Origin of the sequence: Nostoc sp., from assembly GCF_036917135.1 — a bacterium.
Taxonomy (GTDB): Bacteria; Cyanobacteriota; Cyanobacteriia; order Cyanobacteriales; family Nostocaceae; genus Nostoc.
The window spans coordinates 139,316-164,908 of sequence record NZ_JBALEA010000091.1; the positions used below are offsets into that span (position 1 = coordinate 139,316).

The 25,593-nt window shown below is 43.1% G+C and carries 21 protein-coding genes; 13 read left to right on the plus strand and 8 right to left on the minus strand.

All coding sequences use genetic code 11. The features are described 5' to 3' along the window. Window positions 1-447: 447 nt before the first annotated feature. Window positions 448-2,262, plus strand: coding sequence for an iron uptake porin (locus tag V7K50_RS29425; protein WP_334966348.1), 1,815 nt, complete (start codon window positions 448-450; stop codon window positions 2,260-2,262). Here the strand turns inward: V7K50_RS29425 and V7K50_RS29430 are convergent. Both V7K50_RS29430 and V7K50_RS29435 read right to left on the minus strand, forming a co-directional pair. After that, the gene (locus V7K50_RS29430) at window positions 2,252-2,386 is read right to left on the minus strand and encodes a hypothetical protein (RefSeq protein ID WP_334966350.1); all 135 of its coding nucleotides are present in this window, start codon (window positions 2,384-2,386) and stop codon (window positions 2,252-2,254) included. The genes V7K50_RS29425 and V7K50_RS29430 overlap by 11 nt on opposite strands. Window positions 2,387-2,447: 61 nt before the next feature. Further along, window positions 2,448-2,612 (minus strand): hypothetical protein, encoded by a 165-nt coding sequence (locus tag V7K50_RS29435; protein ID WP_334966352.1) that lies wholly within the window; start codon window positions 2,610-2,612, stop codon window positions 2,448-2,450. A 334-nt stretch (window positions 2,613-2,946) separates the two neighbouring features. Between V7K50_RS29435 and V7K50_RS29440 the strand changes: the two genes are divergently transcribed. From V7K50_RS29440 to V7K50_RS29480, 9 genes are all read left to right on the plus strand, one after another. Then, window positions 2,947-4,560: an FAD-binding protein gene (locus V7K50_RS29440; RefSeq protein WP_334966353.1), complete on the plus strand. Its 1,614-nt coding sequence runs from the start codon at window positions 2,947-2,949 to the stop codon at window positions 4,558-4,560. Further along, on the plus strand, window positions 4,557-4,886 hold the full coding sequence (locus tag V7K50_RS29445) for a 4Fe-4S binding protein (RefSeq protein WP_334966355.1): 330 nt from the start codon (window positions 4,557-4,559) through the stop codon (window positions 4,884-4,886). Before V7K50_RS29440 ends, V7K50_RS29445 begins: the two co-directional genes overlap by 4 nt. 282 nt (window positions 4,887-5,168) lie before the next feature. Further along, window positions 5,169-6,671 carry an amidohydrolase family protein gene (locus V7K50_RS29450; protein WP_334966357.1) on the plus strand — a complete coding sequence of 501 codons (1,503 nt, stop codon included), beginning with the start codon at window positions 5,169-5,171 and terminating at the stop codon, window positions 6,669-6,671. 36 nt (window positions 6,672-6,707) lie between these two features. Then, window positions 6,708-7,946 carry an MFS transporter gene (locus tag V7K50_RS29455; protein WP_334966359.1) on the plus strand — a complete coding sequence of 413 codons (1,239 nt, stop codon included), beginning with the start codon at window positions 6,708-6,710 and terminating at the stop codon, window positions 7,944-7,946. Between the two features lie 72 nt (window positions 7,947-8,018). Beyond that, the gene (locus V7K50_RS29460; RefSeq protein WP_334966361.1) at window positions 8,019-9,500 is read left to right on the plus strand and encodes an amidohydrolase family protein; all 1,482 of its coding nucleotides are present in this window, start codon (window positions 8,019-8,021) and stop codon (window positions 9,498-9,500) included. Between the two features lie 359 nt (window positions 9,501-9,859). Beyond that, window positions 9,860-11,041: an acyl-CoA dehydrogenase family protein gene (locus V7K50_RS29465; protein ID WP_334966363.1), complete on the plus strand. Its 1,182-nt coding sequence runs from the start codon at window positions 9,860-9,862 to the stop codon at window positions 11,039-11,041. A 121-nt stretch (window positions 11,042-11,162) separates the two neighbouring features. Then, window positions 11,163-11,984, plus strand: a complete 822-nt coding sequence (locus V7K50_RS29470; RefSeq protein ID WP_334966365.1) for a class I SAM-dependent methyltransferase — start codon at window positions 11,163-11,165, stop codon at window positions 11,982-11,984. Between the two features lie 314 nt (window positions 11,985-12,298). Further along, window positions 12,299-13,405: an aliphatic sulfonate ABC transporter substrate-binding protein gene (locus tag V7K50_RS29475; protein ID WP_334966367.1), complete on the plus strand. Its 1,107-nt coding sequence runs from the start codon at window positions 12,299-12,301 to the stop codon at window positions 13,403-13,405. Between the two features lie 1,000 nt (window positions 13,406-14,405). Continuing rightward, window positions 14,406-15,446 carry an aliphatic sulfonate ABC transporter substrate-binding protein gene (locus tag V7K50_RS29480; protein ID WP_334966369.1) on the plus strand — a complete coding sequence of 347 codons (1,041 nt, stop codon included), beginning with the start codon at window positions 14,406-14,408 and terminating at the stop codon, window positions 15,444-15,446. A gap of 22 nt (window positions 15,447-15,468) precedes the next feature. On the opposite strand, the gene V7K50_RS29485 is transcribed toward V7K50_RS29480, so the two are convergent. Then, window positions 15,469-15,630: a hypothetical protein gene (locus V7K50_RS29485; RefSeq protein WP_334966371.1), complete on the minus strand. Its 162-nt coding sequence runs from the start codon at window positions 15,628-15,630 to the stop codon at window positions 15,469-15,471. Window positions 15,631-16,124: 494 nt separating this feature from the next. Between V7K50_RS29485 and V7K50_RS29490 the strand changes: the two genes are divergently transcribed. Together V7K50_RS29490 and V7K50_RS29495 are read left to right on the plus strand one after the other, a co-directional pair. After that, the gene (locus V7K50_RS29490; protein WP_334966373.1) at window positions 16,125-16,409 is read left to right on the plus strand and encodes a hypothetical protein; all 285 of its coding nucleotides are present in this window, start codon (window positions 16,125-16,127) and stop codon (window positions 16,407-16,409) included. A 195-nt stretch (window positions 16,410-16,604) separates the two neighbouring features. After that, the gene (locus tag V7K50_RS29495; protein ID WP_334966375.1) at window positions 16,605-18,803 is read left to right on the plus strand and encodes a CHASE2 domain-containing protein; all 2,199 of its coding nucleotides are present in this window, start codon (window positions 16,605-16,607) and stop codon (window positions 18,801-18,803) included. 65 nt (window positions 18,804-18,868) lie between these two features. Here the strand turns inward: V7K50_RS29495 and V7K50_RS29500 are convergent, their stop codons facing one another. Continuing rightward, on the minus strand, window positions 18,869-20,215 hold the full coding sequence (locus V7K50_RS29500; protein ID WP_334966377.1) for an NB-ARC domain-containing protein: 1,347 nt from the start codon (window positions 20,213-20,215) through the stop codon (window positions 18,869-18,871). Between the two features lie 207 nt (window positions 20,216-20,422). On the opposite strand from V7K50_RS29500, the gene V7K50_RS29505 reads away from it, so the two are divergent. Next, a complete protein-coding gene (locus tag V7K50_RS29505; RefSeq protein ID WP_334966379.1) occupies window positions 20,423-20,983 on the plus strand; it encodes a calcium-binding protein in 561 nt (186 codons plus the stop codon). Window positions 20,984-21,310: 327 nt separating this feature from the next. Here V7K50_RS29505 and V7K50_RS29510 read toward each other — a convergent pair whose 3' ends face one another. From V7K50_RS29510 to V7K50_RS29525, 4 genes are all read right to left on the minus strand, one after another. Continuing rightward, window positions 21,311-22,294: an RNA polymerase sigma factor, RpoD/SigA family gene (locus V7K50_RS29510; RefSeq protein ID WP_334966381.1), complete on the minus strand. Its 984-nt coding sequence runs from the start codon at window positions 22,292-22,294 to the stop codon at window positions 21,311-21,313. Window positions 22,295-22,836: 542 nt separating this feature from the next. After that, complete coding sequence (locus V7K50_RS29515; protein WP_334966608.1) at window positions 22,837-24,567, minus strand: ATP-binding protein; 1,731 nt, start codon at window positions 24,565-24,567, stop codon at window positions 22,837-22,839. 15 nt (window positions 24,568-24,582) lie between these two features. Continuing rightward, a complete protein-coding gene (locus V7K50_RS29520; RefSeq protein WP_334966383.1) occupies window positions 24,583-24,768 on the minus strand; it encodes a hypothetical protein in 186 nt (61 codons plus the stop codon). After that, window positions 24,761-25,555 carry a glutathione S-transferase family protein gene (locus V7K50_RS29525; RefSeq protein WP_334966385.1) on the minus strand — a complete coding sequence of 265 codons (795 nt, stop codon included), beginning with the start codon at window positions 25,553-25,555 and terminating at the stop codon, window positions 24,761-24,763. Before V7K50_RS29525 ends, V7K50_RS29520 begins: the two co-directional genes overlap by 8 nt. Between the last annotated feature and the right edge of the window lie 38 nt (window positions 25,556-25,593).

Consider the following 25,593-nt stretch of genomic DNA (forward strand, 5'->3'; position numbering starts at 1 on the left):
TTACCGTGGAAATTGTCTAAAATCTGACTATCTGCGGCGATTACCTACGGTACGCTACGCGATCGCAGTTGGTTTAGTTGACTTAGCCAAGAATTTTGACATATTTTCCACTCATAAAAAAGTACTGGGTCTTGCATTGTACCAAGCTCTATGCAAAGATGATTCTACATAAAATCCGGTAAATCTATCGGCTTATCGGGTTTAGCTAAAAAATTGATGCTGTCAAAATATAGCTGATTACAAATTAGTGTTTTCAGCTAATGTTAATTGGCAAATAATAACTTGAATCTAAATCAAGTTTTAGTCAATGTCAGTAGCCATTGATCAACTTTGTACAGCATAACTCTCTAATGGTTTAGCAGAAATATTTGATTAAGAATTAATGCTGGTTTTCTGCCCAAATTAGGGTTAATTGATTCATCTTTAAGGTTGAGGAGTTAAGGAGTCATGTCAAATTTTTGCTGGAATTATAGATCGATCCTATTACTGCTTTCGTTGCTAGATATTCTAGCTATCCTGGTTTTTTACCCAGCTAAAAGTCAGGCTGAACTGCCTAAATCTAACGTATCTACTCTGGAAGTAGAAGTGAACAAAGCTCCCGAAGCAGTTGTCAATCAAACAGTAGAAACTTCAATTGCACCAGTAACTCGTAAAAAGGCTACTAATGATCTCCCAGATCAAGTAACATCCGTCTCGCAATTATCAGATGTTAAGCTGCCAACTAATAAAAAAGCTCCAAATAATTCTGCCGGACAAGTGACATCTGTATCGCAACTATCAGATGTTAAGCCGACAGACTGGGCATTTCAAGCATTACAGTCTCTAGTTGAGCGCTACGGTGCAATTGCTGGATATACAGATGGCACATTTAAAGGCGATCGTTCCCTAACACGCTATGAATTTGCAGCTGGGTTGAGTGCAGCTTTAGATCGCCTCAATGAACTAATAGGGACTTCAACGACAGATTTAGTCAAAGGAGAAGACTTAGATACCATCAAAAAACTACAAGAACAATTTTCTCCAGAACTCGCTCAACTTCGGGGACGCGTAGATAGCTTGGAAACGCGAACTGCAAAGTTAGAAGCAACTCAGTTTACCACCACAACCCAACTTATTGGTCGAGCGCAGATTGTTGCTAGCGAACTTCTGGCGGGCAATAACGTCGTTACTAAGACACCAGCACCTCGCAATGTCACACTTCAAGGTTTAGCTTCTTTAAGGTTAAACACCAGTTTTAACGGTAAAGATTCACTAGGTATAACAATAGGAGGTGGAAATATTGGATCATTGGGACAAACAAGAGCTGGATATTTAGGAACTTATGAGGGGAGAAGTGCTGATAACTCCAGTATTACTTTTGCACCCAATGTGGTTATTGTCAGTGGTATCCGCTATCGGTTTCTACCTTATCCAAATACCCAAGTCAACATTTATCCCCTGTCTGATGGAGCTAGTGAGATCGGTCTTTCTGGTCCCATCAACCCATATTTTGAATCGTCTTCTGCGACAGGTGCGAATGGGATTTCACGATTTTCACGACGGTCTTTGGTCTATAACTATGGAGATAGCGGACCCGGTATTGCCATACTTCAGGGATTAGGTAAACAGCTTCAATTCGGGATAGCGTACAGCGCACCAAACGGTAACAATCCCGGAGCTAATAATGGCTTGTTTAAAGGCAGGTATTTAGCTTTAGCACAGTTAATATACTACTCTTCTAATCGGAATTTTCGGGTGGCTGCAACTTACGTTAATACCTATAGTCCACCAAATACTCTAGGTTTTAGTGGAACAAATTTCGGTCCAGCAGTCGGGAGTAACCTGGTAAACAGCACCGTGGCTGGAGCGGGAACTGTGGGCAACCTTTATGGTCTACAGGCGTTCTATCAAGTTAATCCCAAGTTGGCAATTAATGGGTGGGTAAGTTATGGCGCACACCGCTATTTGGGGTATGGAGATGGTGAAGCTATGGATTGGGCGGTAGGACTGGCATTCCCGGATCTTTTTAGTCAAGGTGCTTTAGGAGGGTTTTTAGTTGGTATGGAGCCGAAACTCATCAGTCTTAGTAAGGGTGTAGATTTGGGAGCAGGTGCGGGACAAGCAGACAAAGACCTTTCCCTACACGTTGAGGCATTCTACCAATATAAAATCGGAGATCATATTGAGGTTACGCCAGGTTTGATCTGGATTACTGCACCGGATTCTAATTCCAGCAATCCTGATAGTTTATTTGCTTGGGTTCGTACTGTATTTAGGTTTTAACCTTTGACACTTCCCTGCCTTTTTCACCTCTGGCTGGAAATGCTGCTCGTGGCGACTCTGCGCCAGCAAGGGAGGCGGCAGCCTCTAAGACGGCATTCCCAGTCGGAGACTGGGAACGAGACAATTTTGATGGGTGAATAAGTTCGTAGTAAGGACTTTAGTCCTTAATTTGAGCGCCCAAGCGCTCACTGCAAACCAAGCATATAACCGACCCATCCATTTAATGCTACAGATGGATTAATCCGATAAAACGCTTCTGCACCATAAGTATTTGCTAAAGTTCCGGCTCCAGCCACAGTGCTGTTTACTAAGTTACTACCGATGACTAGGCCGGATCGCAGCAGGTACATCTATATCCCATGAAATTGTGAAAAAAGCAAGCGCTTTTGAAAGATATTCCAGTTTACTTGACATAAATTTACGTTTGAATTTGTTTGTGAAAGTGCTTGCTTTTTGTTGGAAACTGTGAAAAGCTGTGTTATATCAAACTACGGTTATCTGATAAAGATAAAGTAGTTTTTCAGGAGCTAATCTACTGGCAAGCTTCGTTAAGGAGCCGTAAGTTAAGGCGACTAGTAAGTTGGCAGGCAGATTTATTGTAGTGTGCAGCATCGGTGGGGTGAAGACTTTAGGGCTTACGCAAAACTAGACGCTACCTGAAAATATCGATGGGGGAAATTGTAGATGCTGAAGACGTTAACAACTGATTTTGAACTCGATTTAGAAGCAGATGTGCTGGTGATTGGAGGTGGCCCGGCTGGAACTTGGGCAGCTTGGAGTGCTGCATCAAGTGGAGCGAGAGTTGTCTTGGTAGACAAAGGATATTGTGGTACGACTGGATGCGCTGCTGCATCTGGAAATGGTGTGTGGTATGTGCCACCCGATCCAGAAGCACGAGAAACAGCAAAGGCGAGTCGGGAATCTTTAGGTGGGTTTTTATCCGATCGCAATTGGATGGATCGAGTACTGGATCAGACCTATGCAAACGTCAATCAGTTAGCAGAGTGGGGTTATCCCTTCCCTACCGACGATGAAGGTAAACCCTATCGGCGATCGCTCCAAGGGCCGGAATATATGCGGCTGATGCGGCGGCAAATTCAACGGGCAGGAGTAAGAATTTTAGACAACAGCCCCGCCTTAGAATTACTGGTAGATGACGATGGTGCTGTTGCTGGGGCAACAGGTGTGAACCGTCAAACTGGTGAGAAATGGATAGTGCGATCGCAATCCACAATTATCGCAACAGGCGGCTGTGCGTTTCTCAGTAAAGCGTTAGGATGCAACGTCCTGACAGGGGATGGTTATTTAATGGCGGCAGAAGCTGGTGCTGAGATGTCCGGTATGGAATTTTCTAATGCTTACGGCATCTCCCCCGCCTTTTCTTCAGTTACCAAAACCCTGTTTTATAATTGGGCAACTTTCACCTACGAAGACGGTACTGTAATTCCGGGGGCAAGTTCTCATAGACGTTCAGTAATTGCCGAGACATTGCTGCAACAGCCAGTTTACGCCATCATCGACAAAGCGGCAGAATCGATGCGGGCATCTATGCGTTTAGCACAGCCCAACTTCTTTTTACCCTTTGACCGTGCAGGCATTGATCCATTTACTCAACGTTTCCCGGTGACTCTGCGTTTAGAGGGAACTGTGCGCGGTACTGGAGGAATTCGGATTGTCGATGAGAGTTGTGCTAGTTCTGTACGGGGACTCTATGCGGCTGGAGATGCAGCGACACGGGAACTAATTTGTGGCGGATTTACTGGCGGTGGTAGTCACAATGCTGCTTGGGCAATATCTTCTGGCTATTGGTCGGGGAAATCGGCTGCTGAATATAGCCGCAGCTTGGGAGAACAGAGACGACTAGTTTTGGGAGTTGGGGAGGTAGGATTACAGTGTGGGGGCGATCGCTCCTTAGCAACTGATGAAGTGATTCAGGCAGTCCAAGCTGAAGTATTTCCCTACGAAAAGAACTATTTCCGTACACAACAAGGTTTAACCGAGTCTTTGGCTAGGTTAAATCATCTTTGGCAAGAACTCCGCAGTAGCCAGGTAACATCAGAAAAAGAGCTTCCCAGGGCGCGAGAAGCGGCGGCGATGGTAGCTACAGCACGGTGGATGTACAGCAGTGCCATTGAACGTAAAGAAACTCGTGGTATGCACAGACATCTAGACTATCCAGAACTTGATGCTAACCAGCAACATCACTTGATTAGTGGCGGATTAGATCAGGTTTGGGTGAAGAGTCTGCCTTTACATACTAAAGAAAAGTCACAATCCAAAATAGGAGCAGCAGTGTGATTGAGTTGGTCAGCGAGTCGCGGTGCATAGAATGTAATATCTGCGTGAATATTTGTCCAACCAACGTGTTTGACCGTGTGCCAGATGCGCCGCCAACCATTGCCCGACAGAGTGACTGTCAAACCTGTTATATGTGCGAATTGTATTGTCCAGTTGATGCTCTTTATGTTGCACCAGAGAGTGATATGACGACTTTAGTCAACGAGGCAGAATTAATAGAAGTTGGGCTACTGGGTAGTTACCGTGAAAACATTGGTTGGGGACATAAACGCACTTCAAAAGCAAAAGCCGATCAAACATTCCAAATTCTCAAGCAGATTAAATAGTAACGCGATGTGCAGCTTATCCTTAGAACCCCGCTTCCATTCCTCTCCCACACTGGGAGAGAGGTTTGGAGAGAGGTCAGAATATTAAGTCGCACGTCGTGTTAATTAAGTCTTTCAAAGGTGCAACTTCCATGCTCAAAGGCTCAACTTCCAGGTTCAAAGGCTTCCTAGTTCCCTCCTAACCAATAATTCCTTGATGGTACAGAGCAAGTATCTGTGGAATGAATCCAAAATCCAAAATCCAAAATTGTTTAATCCATTTGAAAATTCAGGTAAAATGCGATGACTATTGCACTAGACCGTCCACAAAAAACCAAGTCTGCTGAAATTCGGGAAAAACTGGGTTATCCGATCATTGATACGGATGTACATACCCAAGAGTTTCCCCCAGCATTCTTGGACTATTTAGAGCAAGTTGCAGGAACTGGGATCGCAGAGCGTTTTCAAGAACACTTACCCGGTGCATCTCGCTCTAAATGGTTCAAGCAATCTTGGGATGAACGCCGCACTTACCGCACCGCCCGCCCTCCCTTCTGGACTCGTCCCACTAACGATCCCCTAAATTTAGCCACTGTTAGTTTGCCAAAGTTGTTGCACGAACGCTTGCAAGAAGCTGGTACAGACTTTGCTGTTGTGTACCCCAACTTGGCAACGATGGCACCACACATCGGCAATGAAGAGATGCGGCGGGCTGTTTGTCGGGCAACTAATACTTACCACGCTGATATTTTCCGCCCTTATAGCGATCGCTTAACACCCATTGCTGCTATTCCAATGAATACGCCCGAAGAGGCGATTGAAGAATTGGAATATGCAGTGAAAGTGCTGGGACTCAAAGCAATTCAAATCCCCGGACACATTCGCCGCCCGATTCCCGCCTTCGAGAAGTATGGCGAAGAAGTAGCTAACGAAGCCATTTGGATTGACACCTTTGGCTTGGATAGCAAATATGATTACGATCCTTTCTGGGCTAAGTGCGTAGAACTGAAAGTTGTACCCACCACCCACTCTTCCGGTATGGGCTGGATCAATCGGCGTTCCATTAGCAATTACCAATACAACCATATTGGTCACTTTGCATCGGCTGCGGAAGCATTATGTAAATCTTTATTCTTTGGTGGCGTAACTCACCGCTTCCCCACACTCAAGTTTGCTTTCTTAGAAGGAGGTGCAGCTTGGGGTGCTAGTTTGTACACCGATTTAATTTGGCACTGGGATACTCGCAATAAAGACCATTTGGTGGAAAACAACAATCCCGCCAATATCGATCGCGAAGAACTGCTAGAACTCTATACCCGTTACGGTGGCGAATTAGTACATGGCCGTTTGGATCAGCTAGGTAGTGGTTTAGGTTTCCACGCTGAGTTATTATCTCCCCTAGAACCAGGAGATTTGGATGAATTCGCCGTTGCAGGAGTTACCAAGCCAGAGGATATCCGCGATCGCTTTTTGAATCACTTCTACTTCGGCACAGAATCAGATGATACCCGTGTAGCTCAAGCCTTTAACCGGAAAGCTAACCCTTATGGCGATGCCTGCGGCGGGCAAAGCCAACGTGTTAAAGCATTCTTGGGTTCCGATTCTGGTCACTGGGACGTACCTGATATTACTGCGATCGCTGCTAATACCTATTCAATGGTAGAACGCAAGATTATCACCGAAGAAGATTTGCAATACTTCCTGTCAATTCATCCCTTGGAGTTGTATACCAGCCTGAATCGTGACTTCTTTAAAGGTACGACTGTTGAAAAAACAGCAGATGAATTTTTGGCAAGCAAGGAGTAGAGGGAAGAAACTGAGGGACTAACAAAGGGATGATATATGGCGACTACCAAAAAATCACAAGTCATACTCCGTGCTTTTGATTCTAGAAATTTCAAGTTGTTCTACACAGGTCAAGCAATTTCTCTAATTGGTACGTCAATGACTCAGGTAGCTACTAGCTGGCTGGTATATCGCCTTACTGATTCTGCTTTGTTATTGGGTGTAGTAGGTTTTGCTAGCCAAATTCCCACATTGCTTTTAATTCCTCTGGGTGGAATTATCGCCGATCGCTCCAAGCGTCACCACATTCTCCTTGTCGCTCAAATTATGGGAATGCTGCGGTCTTTAGCTCTAACGTGGCTAGCCCTAAGCGGTACGATAAACATCTGGTACATTGCGTTTCTTGGTGTATTGCAGGGGATAATCAACGCCTTCGATATTCCAACTCGACAAGCCTTTCTACCAGAAACAGTCAGTAAGGAAAATCTTGGTAATGCGTTTGCGTTGTACTCTTCTCTTGTGAGTGTCACAAGTATGTTAGGGCCAGCGATCGCAGGTTTGTTAATTGCGGCTGTAGGTTCAGGGTTGTGTTTCCTTGTCGATAGTATCAGTTACATTGCTGTAATTATTGCTCTTTTAGCAATAAGGCTCGATCCCAAAAAAGCTGTGATTTCCACACGTAAACCTCTAGAAGAATTGAGAACTAGCTTTAACTACGCCATAGGGTTTTTGCCAATTCGCTCTATCTTGATTGGTTCGTTTTTAGTCTGCTGCGTCTGGGGATTTTACTTAGCTTTGGGGCCGATTTTTGCCAAGGAGACTTTACAAGGCGGGCCTAACACCTTTGGTTTCTTGATGACAGCTTCTAGTTTAGGAACCCTAGCCGGTGGTATCTATTTAACTAGGCAAGGAAATGTAAATGGATTAGGTAAAGTTTTGGTACTGGGCATAGCTTTTATGGGAGTGAGTCTGATTGTCTTTGCTCTATCTCGTGTGTTCTGGCTTTCGTTCCTCTCACTGTTGGCTGCTGGTTTCGGCTTTATTTTGCAGATAATTGCTGGACGAACTCTACTTCAGTTGTTGGTGAGCGATGAAAATCGTAGTCAAATCACCGGTCTTTACGTTATGGCATCTACAGGCGCAGTACCTATAGGTAACTTGATCGCTGGCGCACTGGCAAGCCGCATCGGTGCTGTCAATAGTATCATCCTTGGTGCGAGTTTCTGTATTCTCGGCTCACTCTTTTTTATGCAACAGATTTCTACTTTCCACGAGCAAGTAATGCGTAATTCATAACTCAATACTCTTGTACAGACGCAATTAATCGCATCTTTACTCACCACTTATGACTCAAATTAGGAGACTATCATGACGATCGCTCTAGACCGCCCACAAAAAACTAGGTCTGCTCAAATTCGAGAAAAACTTGGTTATCCAATTATTGACACCGATGTACATACCCAAGAATTTGAACCAGCAGTCTTGGATTATTTAGAACAAGTTGGTGGAACTGCACTTGTTGAACGTTTCAAAGAGAATTTACCAGGATCTTCACGTTTTAAGTGGTACAAGCAAAGTTGGGAAGAACGTTTTGCTTATCGCACAAATCGCCCTAACTGGTGGGGTCGTCCCACAAAAAATACTTTGAATTTGGCTACCATTAGCTTACCCAAGTTGCTGCATGAACGCTTGGAAGAAGCAGGTACAGACTTTGCCGTGGTGTACCCCAACTTGGCAACGATGGCGCCGAATATCGGTAACGAAGAAATGCGGCGGGCTGTTTGTCGGGCAGTTAACACCTACCATGCTGATATTTTCCGCCCTTATAGCGATCGCTTAACACCCATTGCGGCAATTCCCCTGCATACTCCCGAAGAAGGGATTGAAGAGTTGGAATATGCAGTGAATGTTCTCGGACTCAAAGCGATTCAAATCCCCGGTTATGTTCGTCGTCCAATTCCTGCCTTTGAGAAGTATGGCAAAGAAGTCGCTAACGAAGTGGTTTGGATTGATAACTTTGGCTTAGATAGCCAGTATGATTACGATCCATTTTGGGCTAAGTGCGTAGAATTAAAAGTTGTACCGACAACTCACGCTTCTAGCCAAGGTTGGACAACTCAGCGATCTGTCACCAACGCCCAGTACAATCACATTAATCACTTTGCCTTTGCAGCCGAAGCATTATGCAAATCGCTGTTCTTTGGTGGAGTTACTCGGCGCTTCCCACAATTAAAGTTTGCCTTCTTAGAAGGTGGTTCAGCTTGGGGTGCTAGTCTATACGCTGATATTATTTGGCACTGGGAAACCCGCAACAAACAACACTTGTTATCAAATAACAACCCTGCTATTATCGACAAAGAAGCACTCGTAGAGTTATATACTCGTTACGGTGGCGAACTGGTAGATGGACGCTTAGATAAAATTGGTGACGGTTTAGGATTCCACCATCAACTATTGGCTCCAGAAAATCCGGGCGAACTCGACGAATTTGAACTAGCAGGAATTGAAAAACCAGAAGATGTGCGCGATCGCTTCTTGAATCATTTCTACTTCGGTACAGAATCAGACGATACCCGTGTAAGCCAAGCCTTTAATCGTGCAGCTAATCCCTTTGGCGACAGAGTTAAAGCCTTCTTAGGTTCCGATTCCGGTCACTGGGATGTGCCAGATATCACCGCCGTTACTGCCAACGCCTACTCAATGGCAGAACACGAAATCATTACCGAAGAAGACCTCCGCTACTTCCTCTCAATCCATCCTTTGGAGTTGTACACCAGTCTCAATCAAGACTTCTTCAAGGGTACAGGTGTTGAGAAAGCCGCAAACGAATATTTGGCGGCTAAGAAATAACTGTCATTAGTCATTAGTCATTTGCAAAGGACTAATGACCAATGACAATCACAACGTTCCATGTTCCATTTCCTCTGTTCACTTGTAGCGTGGGTCTTACCCACTCTACATTTCTCTTAAATAACGAACCGCAGAGGCGCAGAGGACACGGAGAAATGAGAGTTGAAAAATATCCTAAAACTGATGCAAAAATCCTCTTTATTCCTCCTCCCTCTGCGTTCTCTGCGCGGCAGTCGCTCATGGGGGAAACCACGCCAGATGCTCCACTTGGGGAGACCCCAAGACCGCGCTGCCTTGTCTCTGTGGTTCGTTTATTTGGATAATTTATTGCTTACAAATCCCTAAAAGGACGGTTTTTTATGGTGCTAGAAATTACAAAACCAAAAGACTACATTGACCTAGCAACTTCTCTATCCAAGAAACTTGCTCAATCCGCAGTTGAACGGGATGCTAAAGCTGGAGTTCCAGAAGAGGAAATTAATAAACTACGTGAAAGTGGTTTGTTACCCCTGATTGTACCCAAGCAATATGGTGGCATTGGTGCAACTTGGATTGATGCCTTAAAAATTGTCAGAAAGCTATCAAAAGCTGATGGTTCAATTGGTCAATTATATGGTAATCATCTCAATTTGACGGCTTTGGGTCACGTTTCCGGCACACCAGCCCAAAAAGAAAAATATTATCGAGAAACTGCTAAAAATAACTTATTTTGGGCAAATGCCATTAATACAAAGGATACAAGGCTGAAAATTAACCCAGAAGGCGAGAATTTTCGGGTTAATGGTGTTAAAAGCTTTGGTACAGGTATTTCCGTGGCAGATTATCGGGTATTCTCTGCTTTAGAAGATGGCGTAGAATTGCCCTTCATATTCATAATTCCCAAAGACAGGGAAGGGTTAGTTTCTAATCAAGATTGGGACAATATTGGGCAACGTCGCACTGATAGCGGTAGTTATACATTTAATAATATCCTAGTAGAGAAAGATGAGATTTTAGGGCCATCCAATCCCCCTGATAGTGCCTTCTCAACTTTTCTTGGGATTATTGCCCAGCTAACAAAAACCAACGTTTATCTAGGAATTACCAAAGGAGCCTTCGCCGCCGCTCGTGAGTACACTAAAACTATTACTAAACCGTGGATTACATCAGGGGTAGATAGTGCGACTCAAGACCCATATATTCTGCATCATTACGGAGACTTTTGGGTGGAAATTCAAGCTGCGATCGCACTAGCCGACCAAGCAGCCGAGAAAGTACAAGCAGCCTGGGATAAAGATGTATCGCTGACTTACCAAGAAAGGGGAGAAGTTGCGATCGCAGTTTCCGCAGCCAAGGCATTAGCTAGCCGTGTAGGTATAGATATTACTAATCGGATCTTTGAAGTTACCGGAACTCGCGCCACAGCAACCAAATATGGATTTGACCGTTATTGGCGAGATTTGCGAACCTTTACCCTGCACGATCCTGTTGACTACAAATTGCGTGCGATCGGCGATTGGGTACTCAACGATCAGCTACCCGTCATCACCCAATATTCTTAGGGCATTGGTTATTTCTCTCTCCACCTTTATCCCCAAAGACGCGATGAATCGCGTCTCTACAAAATCTAAAATCTAAAACTTGTACTGAGCGAAGTCGAAGTATCCAAAATCCAAAATTGATATGACTCAACTAAAAACACTTCCTACCTACGACCCAAGTTTATTTGAGGGAGCTGCTGAAGCCTACGCTCAATATAGAACCAAATACCCACCCGTTGTATTCGATAAACTAGCCGAAATATTTAATCTCAATGGTGAAGGACGACTCCTTGATTTAGGTACTGGCCCAGGATTAATTTCAATTGCTCTGCGAACCAGATTTGAAGAAGTTGTGGCGATCGATCCCGATCCCGGCATGATTGCAGAAGCCAAACGCCAAGCAGCAGCAGTCGGAGCAAATAATATTACTTGGTTAGAACAAGGGGCAGAGTTAATCGACTCTAGTTTAGGGAAATTTAAGTTAGCCACTATTGGTAGAGCCTTCCACTGGATGGAACGTGAACTAGTCCTTGAACGCCTTGATGAATTGCTTATTCATGATGGTGGACTAGCACTGCTTCAGACTGGTGACAGCCCTTGGGAAAGCAATCTACCTTGGAAACAAGCTGCTGTTGGAGTAGTGAAGAAATGGTTAGGTGAAGAGCGCCGGACTGGACAACGAGGACAAGGCATTCGTAAACCAGTCGATCCTCCCCATGAAGTCGTAATTGGCAATTCGGCTTTTGCTCGTCAAGAAAACTATGAAGTGCCATTTGAAAAATCTTGGACTGTCGATAGTTATCTCGGCTATTTATACACTACAGCCTTCTCTCTGAAAATTTTCTACGGCGATAACGCCCCAGCATTTGAAAAGGATCTTAGAGAAGCGTTACTAGCAGTTGAGCCGTCTGGACATTTTACAGAAGAACTCAAAGCTACAATTTTAGTCGCTTGGAAGCACTAACAAAATTAAACGCTAACAATACAGAGTTTCACTTCCAAATTTAAATCTTCCACTAGCACCAGATTGGAGTGTGGCTCTCTCACTCCACTTCCTAAATTTTGCCTCCTAACAATTAAATTTTCAGTTCCTCGAGTCGTTGCAGGGTGGGTAATACCCACTCTCTTCCCTAATTTCATAAATGAAGTTTTTGAGTTTACAAAAAATACTTAATTATTGTAGATTTAAAATAAATTAATAGAGAAGATTTTTTGCTTTTACATTGCAATTAGTCATCATTTTTCTAACCACCTCAAGGGGAATCAATAAAACAATCTATGTCAGCTTTAAAAGGAAAATTTGAATTCAGAAAAAGCCAGAGAACAACACGTCGTTCCTTGTTGTTTGCTCTTGGCTACTGCTTAATACTATCAACAGCCCTATCAAGTTGTAGTGAAACAAAAAATAACACTCAGCAATCGGTAGCTTCCCCTGAGTCGGTGGCTTCATTTAGCACTACAGACAAATCAACTGAGAAGCAAGTAGTGCGGATTGTGCGTTCAAAACAACTTTCCGCTCTAGCAGTTTTAGAAAAGCAAGGTTCCTTAGAAAAGCGATTAGAGCCTCTGGGTTTTAAAGTACAGTGGGCTGAGTTTGCGGCTGGTCCACAACAGCTAGAAGCCTTGAATGCAAATGGACTGGATATCGCATCTACAGCCGAATCGCCTCCTGTATTTTCACAAGCAGCAGGAGCGCCTCTTGTTTATCTAGCTACCACACATCCCAGTGGTAAAGCAATTTCACTTTTAGTTCCCGTAAATTCTCCGATTAAAAGTGTCACCGATTTGAAAGGAAAAAAAGTAGCTTTCCAGAAAGCCTCCATTGGTCACTACCTATTAGTTAAAGCATTAGAAGACGCAGGACTAAAACTCAGCGATGTCCAATCAGTTTTTCTAGCGCCGCCAGATGCAAATGTGGCCTTCAGTCAGAACAAGGTAGATGCTTGGTATATTTGGGAGCCATTCGCTACCAGAAATGAACAAAAGAAAATAGCTCGTGTTTTAGCAGATGGTGGTAAGTTGCGAGATACTGGCAACTTTTACTCAACCTCACGCCAGTTTTATCAGGCTCATCCTGACGTAATCAAAGTGTTTCTAGAAGAGCTACAAAAGACAGAAATTTGGACTAAAGATCATCCGAAAGAAGTTGCACAACTGCTTGCTCCTGTAACTCAGCTAGATCCACCGACTCTAGAAATAATGCATGATAAATATGACTATGGGGTGCTACCAATTACAGAGAAAACTATTATCAAGCAACAGGAAGTTGCAGACAAGTGGTATAGCTTAGGACTTATCCCCAAAAAGGTGAATGTTAGAGACGGGTTTTTGACACCTGAAGAGTACGCCAAAATCACTCCCTCAGACGTGTTAGCGAATAAGTAGTTATCCCCAACCAGAAATTAAAACACAGGAGAATATTATGACTACCTCGACTTTTTACTTACAACCCATTTTTGCAAGACCGGAATGCATGCCGCTTTTTATATCGTTTGGAAAAAAATATTCCTTTAATTAGTCCCATCTTTCTTCATCCTTTAGTGAGGACACATCCAGAGAGATTTCTCAACTAGACTAAAAGACTTGATTCACCAAGATAAATCTATATATCAATCCTGAATCATTTGTGAAAAACAATAACCCCGACCTCTCAAAGAAGTCGGGGTTATGCAAGTTGCAATTATCATAAATAAAACAAGATTGCTATAGTTATCTTTATATAAATAAATCAAAAGATAATAAAAATTGTCTAAATGTCACGCTAGATCCTTATAAAGATAAATATTAATAATTTTATTGTTTTCTTTAAAACTAGTGTTTATCAATACTTCATTTCCAGAACAAACTCGATAAAATCTAGAGTGAAATTGATGGTTGTTATCACTCCTTAAAAATGCGATAACGAAAAATCTTAAATTTAAATAGACAAAAAATGTTATGGCATTTTTAAAATCTTTGGAGACTCTCAAGTGTTCTAGTAAGCTGCTGCAATCAAAAATCAAAAAGACAAAGACTGTATATGAGTATAGCCTAAATACTAAATCTAAAGATGGAGTACTTACACCATAAGAATATGCAGCATTCACACCTGATTCAATTAAATCTAATAAGTAAATAATTTAAATCAACTTTACCAAGCTGGAGATTTAAGTTATTAACTGATGTTTTTGTAGAATCATTCAGACATGAAGTATGTTTTTTCAAAGCACCTATAATACCAATTTACTACATAAGAAAAGAGATTTGTTCAATTAGCGTAATCTCAATTTTTAATCATAAATTGGTGTTCTAGGAGGTTGATAGAACAACTTCCTATTATCTTACTTGCTTTTGAAAGTAAGACTGACAACTTAAAAGCTAAAAATTACGAGGAAAATCACAACTGATGAACAAGCTATTTCAACCACAACGCCGCACAGTTTTAAAGCGTATTGTCCAATATTCAGCACTGGGACTGTTTACTTTATTATCTCCCTTTGCAGCTAGCCTTGTGCAAAGCAGCCAAGCGCAGACCGCCAAAGTAATTAACTTGGCCTATCAAAGTTCTGGTGATATTGTCAAAGCCAGAAAATCTGTTGAGCCACGTTTCAAAGCATTGGGTGTAACCGTGAATTGGGTTGGGCCATTTGCAGCCGGACCGCAATTGATAGAAGCGTTGAATACAGGTAAGGTGGATATTGGTAGTGTCGGAGAGACACCTCCAATATTTTCCCAAGCCACAATCCCAGGCGTCCCTCAATTTGTCTATATTTCTGGACGCACGCCCACCGATGGGACAAACCAAGGTATTGTAGTGAAAGCTAATTCTCCCATTAAGACAGTAGCGGATCTTAAAGGTAAGAAAATTGCTTTTCAGGTAGGGTCGAATGCACAGTATTTACTAGCAAAAGCTTTGCAAGAGGTAGGGTTAAAAATTAGCGATATTCAAATCGTTGCTTTGACTCCAACTCAAGCCCGCGACGCCTTTCTTCAAGGCAATGCTGACGCCTGGGTGGGTGGCGATCCCTTGTTAGCTGCTGTGCAAACTACTAATACTACTCCGATTCGGATTTTGAGAAATGCAGCCGGAATTAACACCCTAGGCGGATTTTATCTTGGCAGGCGTTCATTTGTCACCCAAAATCCGACATTGGTGCGAGTGTTTTTAGAGGAAGCAGAGACGGCAGGGGAATTTGCTGAAAAAAACCCAACCATAATTGCCAACGAGTTAGCTCCAACTCTGAATTTAGATGTAGCAATTGTGGAAAATGTGGTACGCCGTAGTGCTTATAGATTGAGAAGACTGACACCTGCGATCATTGCCCAACAGCAGGGCGTTGCTGATTTTTACTTTGCACAAAAAGCCATCCCACGTAAGGTAGATATCCAACAAGCGGTTCTTCCTAATCTACAATATCAAGGCATCACACCTGATAATATCAAGTAACAGTAAACAGGTAGAGGCAGGTTTATTCAGCTATTAAGTTGGCTGGCTTTATTAGTTTGCCAAGATAGCTGTAAAATTTTGCTGAAAACACTTGCTTGGCGTTAATTTCTCCAGCATAGGCAGTAAATGCGATCGCCAGAATTTGTATTCCTTGCTCTGATGGCAGAATTCTCAACTGCCGCATCAACATCTATTCCATCCACTACTGACATCCCAATTTTCCTTAAAAGTTTATAGAAAGGGGCGGGAAACTGCATCCCCAGGTGTCTGTAGAGGAATAGCCACCCCGCCGCTTTAGTCATTAGTCATTGGTCATTGGTCATTGGTACTAATGACTAATGACTAATGACTAAAAACTCCACCCACAAGGGGATGGAGTTTTTTGTTTATTTTTATACCAGATATTGCAATGTAGCAGATGCTATAACTCTGAGTGCATCTATCTAGGATTATAGAGGTAGGGTTGTGTACTACATCAACTATCCTGACTTTTCACGTTATGTGCAAAAGCCACGAGAAACCTAACCCCCTACCCTACTAGCGTTGGGGGAAAATTCAAAGTCTCTCTCCTTTAAGGATAGGAGAGAGATTTTCCAGATACCGTGAAAAGTCAGATCAACTATCATGCAAGCTATTTAAGCTAGTATATAGAGTTGTTTCAATCTAGGGGATGAGAATATGAGGGTTTGGCTTGCCTGCTTTTTGGTGCTGTTTGCTTTGGCGGAACTGTTTGACTGGTTGCAAGAGTTTAATCTGCCATTACCTATCTATATTTTGGGTGGCGCTTTTTTAGCTGTTGCTTCTAACTATGATAAAATATTTGACTCTTATTTTGCTGATTCCAGCATTGAAGCATCACTCGAACAGCCCCAGTTAGATTCACTAACCCCATCTACTAATCCGATTTCTTTCCCAATTGCCAGTCCTGTTGAAGATGCTCAAATATCTCAAGCAGATGATTAAGCCGATCGCTTGTCTTATTCTATGGTTGACGCTGCACCAAGCCAGCTTTCAGAGTAGAAATACGCCAATACCTCTAACCAGCGAGTAAATTGCTACATTAATAGGAGCTTCAGGTTAACTAGTTTTAACCTAGAGTCCGAAAATTCAGTTCTGCGCCTGCAACATCTACCCAATTCAGGCTACCGCCTCAATGCCGTGATTAGTAGACTATTAAAAAAACTCCGTGTCCCCTTTGTCAAAGTTCAGGATTCCCGTGAAACTTCTAAGAACAAAAGCTGGCTGCAAATTATTTTTGTTACCAGTGTAGGAGTTACCGCCCTTATCTGGGGAGTTCGGGAACTCAAATGGTTACAGCCTTGGGAGTTAAGAGTTTATGACCAGATGTTGCGATCGCATCCAGCAGAAGCACCCGATCGGCGGATTTTGCTAGTAAAAATCACTGATCAGGATCTCAAACGAGAGAAATGGACTCTATCACATCGGACAATCAATCAGCTGTTAAAGAAAATAGAGTCTTATCAACCGCGAATTGTTGGTTTATATATTTTCCAACCAGAAGACAGTAATTTGGCGACTAATTTCCCAAATCAAGATAACATTATCAGCACTTGTTTGTTCAGCAGTTTGGGTAGAGATGAAATTCCACCACCGCTTAATTTCCCTATAGATAATGTTGGGTTTAGCGATGTGGTTGCTGACAATGAAGACGACCAAATTCTCCGCCGCAGTTTGTTATTTGCTTACTCTACAGACAAAAAATGTACAACATCATTTGCATTTGGTGCCCTAATTGCAATTGATTATTTGCAAAAACAAGGTATTGAATACCAGTTCACTAAAAAAGGAGATTTTCAGTTAGGTAAAACTCTGTTCCCGCGTTTACGAGCTAATTCTGGTGGCTACCAACATTTGGATGCAGATGGCTATCAAATATTATTAAATTACCGTCATCCTAACAGCCTCGCTGATCAAGTGACCCTCTCACAAGTCCTCAGTGGCCGAGTCAACCCCAACTTAGTTAAAGACCGTCTTGTAATTATTGGCACCACAGCAGCTAATCTCCTTCCAGGTGGCTTTTATACGCCTTACAGCGCTTTGCCAGATCAACCAGCCAAAATGCCTGCTCTGTTTGTTCATGCACAGATAGCAAGTCAAATCATCAGTACAGTGTTGGATGGGCGATCGCTAATTTGGTATTGGCCTAACTGGGTGGAACTTATTTGGGTATGGGGCTGGTCGCTTTTAGGTAGTATTTTAGCATGGCGGTGGCAAAATCCGTTGATGTTGCTAGTGGTGGAAGCGACAACTCTACTTGGCTTAGTAGTAATCTGCGTTGCTTTGTTTTTGCAAGCCGGATGGGTGCCGTTAATCCCTCCGGCTCTAGCTTTGGTGATTAGTAGTATCTGTGTGCTTGCTTATACTAGCTACCAAAATCAGCGTCAAACTCAGGTGATTATTCTGCAAGTTGAAAAACAACAAGAAGCGATCGCGCAATTAAATGTACTCTTAGAAGATAAAACAGCATTTCCCGACTCGTCTCTTGATTTTCCTCCCCCAGCTGATTCACCAGAAATAAAATCAGGTGATTTGCTTTTAAGTGGACGCTACAAAATCTCTAAAAGTCTTGGTGCTGGTGGATTTGGTCGGACTTATTTAGCACAGGATACTCAACTACCGGGTAATCCTATTTGTGTAGTTAAAAAGTTAATGCCAGCCCGTCAAGATACACGATTTTTGCAAATTGCTCGCAGGTTGTTTAATAGTGAAGCTGAAATATTACAATCTTTGGGTAAACATCATCAGATTCCTGAACTACTTGCTTATTTTGAAGATAACCAAGAATTCTATTTAATTCAACAATATATTGAGGGACATACCCTAAGTGAAGAATTACCACCTGTACAGAATGTACAAAACGAATCATTTGTAATGGAAATGCTCAAACAAGTTTTAGAAATTCTAGAATTTGTTCACCAGCATCGAGTGATTCATCGTGATATTAAACCGACTAATATTATTAGATGCGCTGAAGATAATCGCCTGGTATTGATTGACTTTGGGGCTGTAAAATTGATGCAACCACCGAGTATTGACCAAACAGAATTAGCCACAGTCGCCATTGGGACGCGGGGTTATGCACCTCCAGAACAATTTGCCGGTCATCCCCGCTTATGTAGTGACATTTATGCTTTAGGAATGATTGGGATTCAAGCCATAACTGGGATAGCACCGCAAGAACTCCATCCAGATGCAGAAACGGGTAATGTGATCTGGCGGCAAGCAGCAGAAGTCAGCGAAGAATTAGCGGCAATTTTAGATAAGATGGTTTACTATCATTTTAGCGATCGCTATCAATCAGCCGCCGCAGTTTTACAAGATTTGAAACGTTTTTGAATTAATTGAACTGGGGATTGGGGACTGGGACATGCATCAATTCACTTCTAGCGCCCCTAAAGCTTTTAAAGCAGATATTGTGGTGATTCTGTCCCGATTTGCTTGCAGACTTGCTTAATCAAGCACTCTGTCACATATTCCATCACCACAGGTTGCTGTGTGAATCCTCCTGTATTGCTTTCTATCAAGCTACGCCAGCATAAAGATTCGAGGACTGACATTAATTTAGGCTTAGGCAATATTGGTGTGAAGGCTGTTTGCAATTCTGTGGAGGAAAACTTGCCCCGATTAATTGCCAGCCAGTACATCACTTGCTGCTCAGAGGTGGAGAGTCTTTTGAATTGTTGTTCTAGGAGATTGCCAATACCCTGAAATACGGTTGTGCCTTCGGCAAAGAAGCAGGCGATGTTACCTTCATGTAAGTCCCGAATGGAGGTGGCGGCAATTTTCAAAGCTAGGGGATTACCACCGTAACACTCAACCAGTTGGCGGGTTTCGTCTTCGGAGCCTGATAGCCCTTTGAGTGTCAGAATCTTTTGTCCGGCTGCGACTTCTAATCCTGATAAAGCAAGGGTACGAACTGGCAAACCATCACCTTCCAAAGCCGCGACTTCAGTAGGCTTTTCCCGACTGGTGAGCAAGACAGAGCTTTGATGCCCAGTTTCTCCTAATCGCCACAGGAGTTCGCCATAGGGTTCGTAGCCCTCACGGTAACAGCCTGTCCCTTTACCTTGCTGCAATAATGTGTCGAAATTATCCAGAATTAGCAAGCATCGAGATTTGCGGAGGTACTCGATTAAACAAGTAATTTGCTCATAAGGGGAAGCAGGCAATATGGTAACTTGTTGATGAGAAAGGATTTTGACGCACTCCGTCGCCTTGTCATGGAAAAAAGGTGCATGTCGGAGCGATCGCCAAATCACATATTCAAATTCTCCCTGTAATTGTTCTGCTAACTTCACCGAAAGTGCGGTTTTTCCCATACCACCCATACCTAGCAGTGCCACTACACGAGAGCGATCGCGCACAATCCATTGGCTGAGGGTTTTTAATTCAGTAGTACGTCCATAAAACTGGGAAACGTCGATTGCTTCCCCCCAGTTTGTGTAGTTTGTGGAGGGTTGAAAGTTGAAAGAGGCGCTGATGTTTCTATTCTTTTGTAGCTGTACGGTTCGCTTCAGTACTCCGTGCAGGTTCTTTTTGATCACTTTTTCGCCCAAAGCTTGAGAGAGCGATCGCCATAAATCCGAGCCAACATCTTTGATGTGACCGGGGTCATAAGTGACTGCTCGCGCCATTTCTAGGTAAGTTTTCCCTTCCCAAGCGTAGCGAAATACGATTTCTTGCGCTCTCGTTAAGCGTCCTCGTTCTAATAATTGCTCAACTAGTGCGATCGCTTCTTCAACTGTCATTTATTTCAGTGGTAATACAGGGTAACTACAATATTCCCACCCTAAACTTGATTTTTTCATGAAGTTTACGTAAATCTACGAAAAAGACCCGACCTTTTCCCGACCTTTCTCCGACCTTTTCCGACCGACAAACTTGATACCAGACCCTTAGAGTAATTTGTAAGATCACATCGATCGAAAATCTAACCAAATACCCAAGGCAAAGACATGACTTATTACTATTTCGGCACAAGTGGAAATGATTATCAAAATTACACTGGTTCAGACAGTATTCTTGCATTCGGTTATGAGGGAAATGATACTATCTATGGCAATACTAACAACGATGACCTCAATGGAGGTAGTGGCAATGACTACCTAAATGGTTGGACAGGTAACGATAAAATATACGGTGACTCTGGTAGTGATACTTTATCCGGTTACTCTGGTAACGATACTTTATACGGTTCTAACTCAACTGCCTACAACAGTTATGAATATGATGTCTTAAATGGTGGTAGTGGCTACGATACGTTTGTTTTAGGTACAAACTATAGTGGAAACTTTTATCAGGGATCTGGCTACGCTACGATCCAAGACTACAATGGTGCGAATGACTATATCCAAGTCAAAGGAAGTGCAAGTTCTTATTATCTTAGTAAAACTGCAAATTATGGGGGAAGTAGTGCCCTTGATACAGCGATCTATCAGAACAATGGTGACTTGTTAGCAATAGTTCAAGATACAACTAGTATACAGTTAACCAGCTATTATTTTACCTTTGTCTAGTCCTACTACAGTGTTGAAATAACTTTACAGTTATAGCAAGGGACTTGGAGGTTAGGACATTAACTGATGATAAAACCTATATACAAACAGACTTTCAACCCAGTTCCCAGCGATGCACTGAGCTTGTCGTTGGCGCAGCCTCTCCAAGAGTTGTGTCCCCAGCGATGCACTGAGCTTGTCGAAGTGTCCCCAGTCCCCAGCTATATATTAACCCGCTCCTGTCAACACTATAAAAACACATTTTCCTAGTTTTCAGCAAAAAAAATCGCCCCCTGAATTGAGGAGGCGCATCACCTTGTAGAGACGCGATATATCGCGTCTCTCGTTTTAGCTAGCAACGTATTCTTGGACATTAGCCCGACGGCGACGCAGATGAGCCAAAGCTTGATGCTCTAACTGGCGGACGCGTTCACGGCTGAGATTCAATCTCTCACCCACTTTCGCCAATGACATTTCATTACCATCTTCCAAACCAAAGCGTAAAGCTACAACTTCTCGCTGTTGCGGGGTTAGTTCCGCTAGCAGGTTGTTCAAGTCTTGGCGTAAGAACTCCTGGTTGGTGTAATACTCTGGTGATGGTCCATCATCTTCGAGCATTTCTTGCAACTCGGTATCCTGGTTTTCACCAACTCGCACATCCAAAGACACTGGTTGACGAGCCATATTCAGGTACTCCCGAATCTGAGCCGGTTCTAGTTCCAGTGCTTTGGCAATTTCGGCTGGACTCGGCGATCGCCCCAAGGTTTGAGCTAACTCGCGTTGCACTTTTTTGATTTTGTTCAGTTTCTCGGTAATATGGATCGGTAAGCGGATAGTACGACCTTGTTGAGCGATCGCACGGGTAATGGCTTGGCGAATCCACCAGTAAGCATAAGTCGAGAATTTATAACCCCTCATTGGGTCAAATTTCTCCACACCCCGCTCTAATCCTAGTGTTCCTTCCTGAATTAAATCCAGAAACTCCATATTCCGCTTTTGATATTTTTTAGCAATAGCAACTACCAAGCGCAAATTCGCTTCGATCATTTTTTGCTTTGCCCGCTTACCTTGCGCCACCGTTTGTTGCACTTCGGTTTCCGATTGTTGAACGTGGTCAGCCCACTCTGACATATTCGGTTCGCGTTGCAGTTTCTTCGCCAAAGCTTCCTTAGCGTCGATGAGCGTCATCATTTGTTGCACCTGCTTCCCAAAGACAATCTCTTGTTCGCGGGTTAGCAGTGGTACACGACCAATTTCTCGCAGATAGGTTCGCACCATATCAGCCGTGAATCTGGTGTTGAGGTTTTCAGTTTGGGTATTGACAGTAGGCATTGGTGCGATGTCCTCTACTCCGTAAGTACAATGTATATTTTCTTAGTAAACTGAATCTGGAAGGTAGTACATCTATCACGAAATATTGGAAGCTATCAAAAGTAATTATCAATTGATTCAGCCGTTCTTAAGACGGTAAACCCCCAATGATCGGTTCCCCTACCTTCCCTAAATTTTCAATTTCTTATAAGCACGTTGGTTGTTTTTGAGAATTCTTCTTTTGGCCAGTTACTAACGCAACTGGAAAATCCGAAGTCGGTATGAGTTCTACTTAGCTTTATAGTACAATAAATCAGGCAGATAGTAAACTATCTTCAGATAAAGCCTATAATTATAATTCAAAAGCGGTCGTTAGAGAAAAAATTTTAAAGTTCCTTGAAATTACTGACTACATCTATAGTGACGCGAAAAACCCCTCTTCTGTTGCGAGAAAGTAGCCGGATAACCGAACTTAATTTACTGTGACAATGGAGGGATGTTACGAATTGGGCATGGAGCATGGGGCATGGGGCATTCACGAATGACCAATGACCAATGACTATCTAAAATCCCAGGTCGGCTTTGGCTAGTTCAGCAGCTGCGAATACTTCTGCGTCAGGTTTTTCTTCCCAGGCTGGCTCACCAATTTCTTCGTAAAAAGTTGCGTCGTAAGGCCGGGTACGTACTACTACTGGCATGGGAACGGCATGACCCAATATTAAAGCTTGTTGCTTCGAGTCTAATTTTGCCAACACCGATCGCAATCCACTACCACCAGAGACACCCGTGAAAATCGCGTCAATGTCTTTTTCATCATTCAGCAAAGCGGTAATGCGAGTCCCAATCTGGGACATAACTTCATTATCTATGCCTGATGGACGTTGATCAACTACCAAAAGTGTGACAAAATACTTACGCAGTTCACGGGCAATAGTCCCAAAAATAGTACTTTGTACCACTCCTGGGTCTAGAAAACGGTGCGCTTCTTCAATGGTAATCATCAATGGCGTGGGGCGATCGCAAGGATTTTTGCTTTGGAGAAATTTATCTGCTTTCTTGACATAATGCTCGTGAATCCGCCGGGTGATCATATTCGTCACCAACATATAAGAGAGCATATTAGACTGGGAACCAAATTCTATCACAACATTCTTCCCAGATTCCAGGCACTGCACAATTTTACTAATATAATTCTGGGGGCAAACCGCTCGCATATACTTCAAACTATCCATCCGCAAGAGTTTGCGCTGCAATGCCATAATCGAGCCTTTGTGTCCACGCTTCTCGTCGCAGAACATCTCGATTTCTTCGTTACTCATATTCAGCAACTGGACAATCCAAGACTTACCAAACTCGCTATACAAAATATTGGCGTTATCGAGGGCTGCGTCAGAGAGTCCTAAATCTCGACTACATAACTTAATATCTTCAACTTCTATTTGCTCATAACTCAAATAAAGTTCTTGAGCATCACGCACACCCCGGCGCTTTGTCGATTCGGGGTCGAGGGTGTAAACTTCGACTTTACTAGGAAAAAGTTGCTTTAATCCTTTAACAGTACTGACATTTTTACCTTCTGCAACAGCTTCCCAGCCATACTCAGAGTGCATATCAAAAATCAAGTTAACTGCGGCATTTTTACGGATAACGCCAGCTAAAAGTAGCCGTGTTAGAAATGATTTACCAGTACCAGATTTCCCAAAAACCCCATTACTTCGTTCTACGAAGCGGTTTAAATCGATGCAAACCGGCACATCCATATCTAAAGGTTTGCCGATGGAAAAATTGCGCCTTTGGGGGTCATCTTCCCAACCAAATACCCGGCGAAAATCGTCAACACTTGCTTCGTAAACCTGACTAAAGTGGCTAGGAATAGTTTTAACGGGTAACAATTCCATCGTCGTGCTGGTTTGTGGCACAAATGAAGCCAAACCCGTCAGCGATGGCACAAAAGGATTTGCCGATTTGCCATTTGTTGGGGAGAAAGATTCTTCCGATTCGGGAGTGAACATCAACATCGGCGCAAGGTTGATAGTACCATAAGTACCACTTCCGGCTAAAACATCTCGTAAAAAAGTGTCTTCCCAACTGGGGGGATTAGCAATAATTCGGGCATTAGCAGCTCCCAATGCTACATCTGTCAGCATACAAAAAAAACGCGATCGCATCCCTTGCACAACCAGAAACTTACCCACCCGCATATCTTCCACAGAAATGTCAGGATGCAATCGCACTTCTAACCCTTCAGTCAGAGAACCTTGAATAACCGAACCTAATGGTTGTCTCGAATTCATCTGATTTGTCATTTGTCATTTGTCATTTGTCATTTGTTTTTCTCTCCCCAGTCCCCAGTCCCCAGCGATGCACTGAGCTTGTCGTTGGCGCAGCCTCTCGTAGAGAAGTGTCCCCAGTCCCCATTCCCCAGCGATGCACTGAGCTTGTCGTTGGCGCAGCCTCTCGTAGAGAAGTGTCCCCAGTCCCCAGTCCCTAATCAATCTGAATCGAAGTTGGCGAACTTCCCGTTGGTGGAGTAGTACTAATTAACGGTTTGCGGAATTGGGCATAAAGGCGATCGCGCCAGGTAAAGAATGGTTCATAATCTATATTCTCGGCAAAGATTGGCAATCCTTTACCTCTAATAGAAGCTGGCAAATCCAGATAGGGGCCAGGGGGAAACTTGAGCAATATCGATAAGCCAGCCACGGCTAAGTCAGCTAAAGTCGGCTCATCTCCTGTTAAATAAGGGCTATCTGCCAATAATAAAGTCAAGGCTTCTAAGTCTTGTTTTAAGGATGCGATCGCTGACTGTATCACATCTGGACTGTAACCAACGCCAAAACCGAACAGTGTCAAGAAATCAGTCGGCACTCCTTCAACCAGACTTTTAAATATATCGGGTGTTGAGGTGGGTAATAAAGACTTGCGGAAATTTTGATCTTGACTTATAGCAGCAAATAGTGCTTTGCGACCTTTGATGCCTATAGACTCATCCGCCCATTCTTCTATTAATAAAGTTAAACCCCGTTTTTTGGGATCTTGCGGTATTATTGGGCGATCGGGATACTCTAAGTCTAAATACTTAGCTATCTCCGTAGAATCCGCAATATATTTATTACGATCCTTTAATACCGGGACTTGTTTCTGACCAGTCAGCCGGAACAGTTCTACTTGCCCAATCCCAGGCGTAACATCTATTTTGCGGTAATCTAGTCCTTTAAAATCTAGAATTAGGCGCACTTTCTCTGAGTATTGAGAGAGTTCCCATTGGTATAATTCCAGCATTTCTTGTATACCTTGTAACTGGTCAACTTCTTAACTTT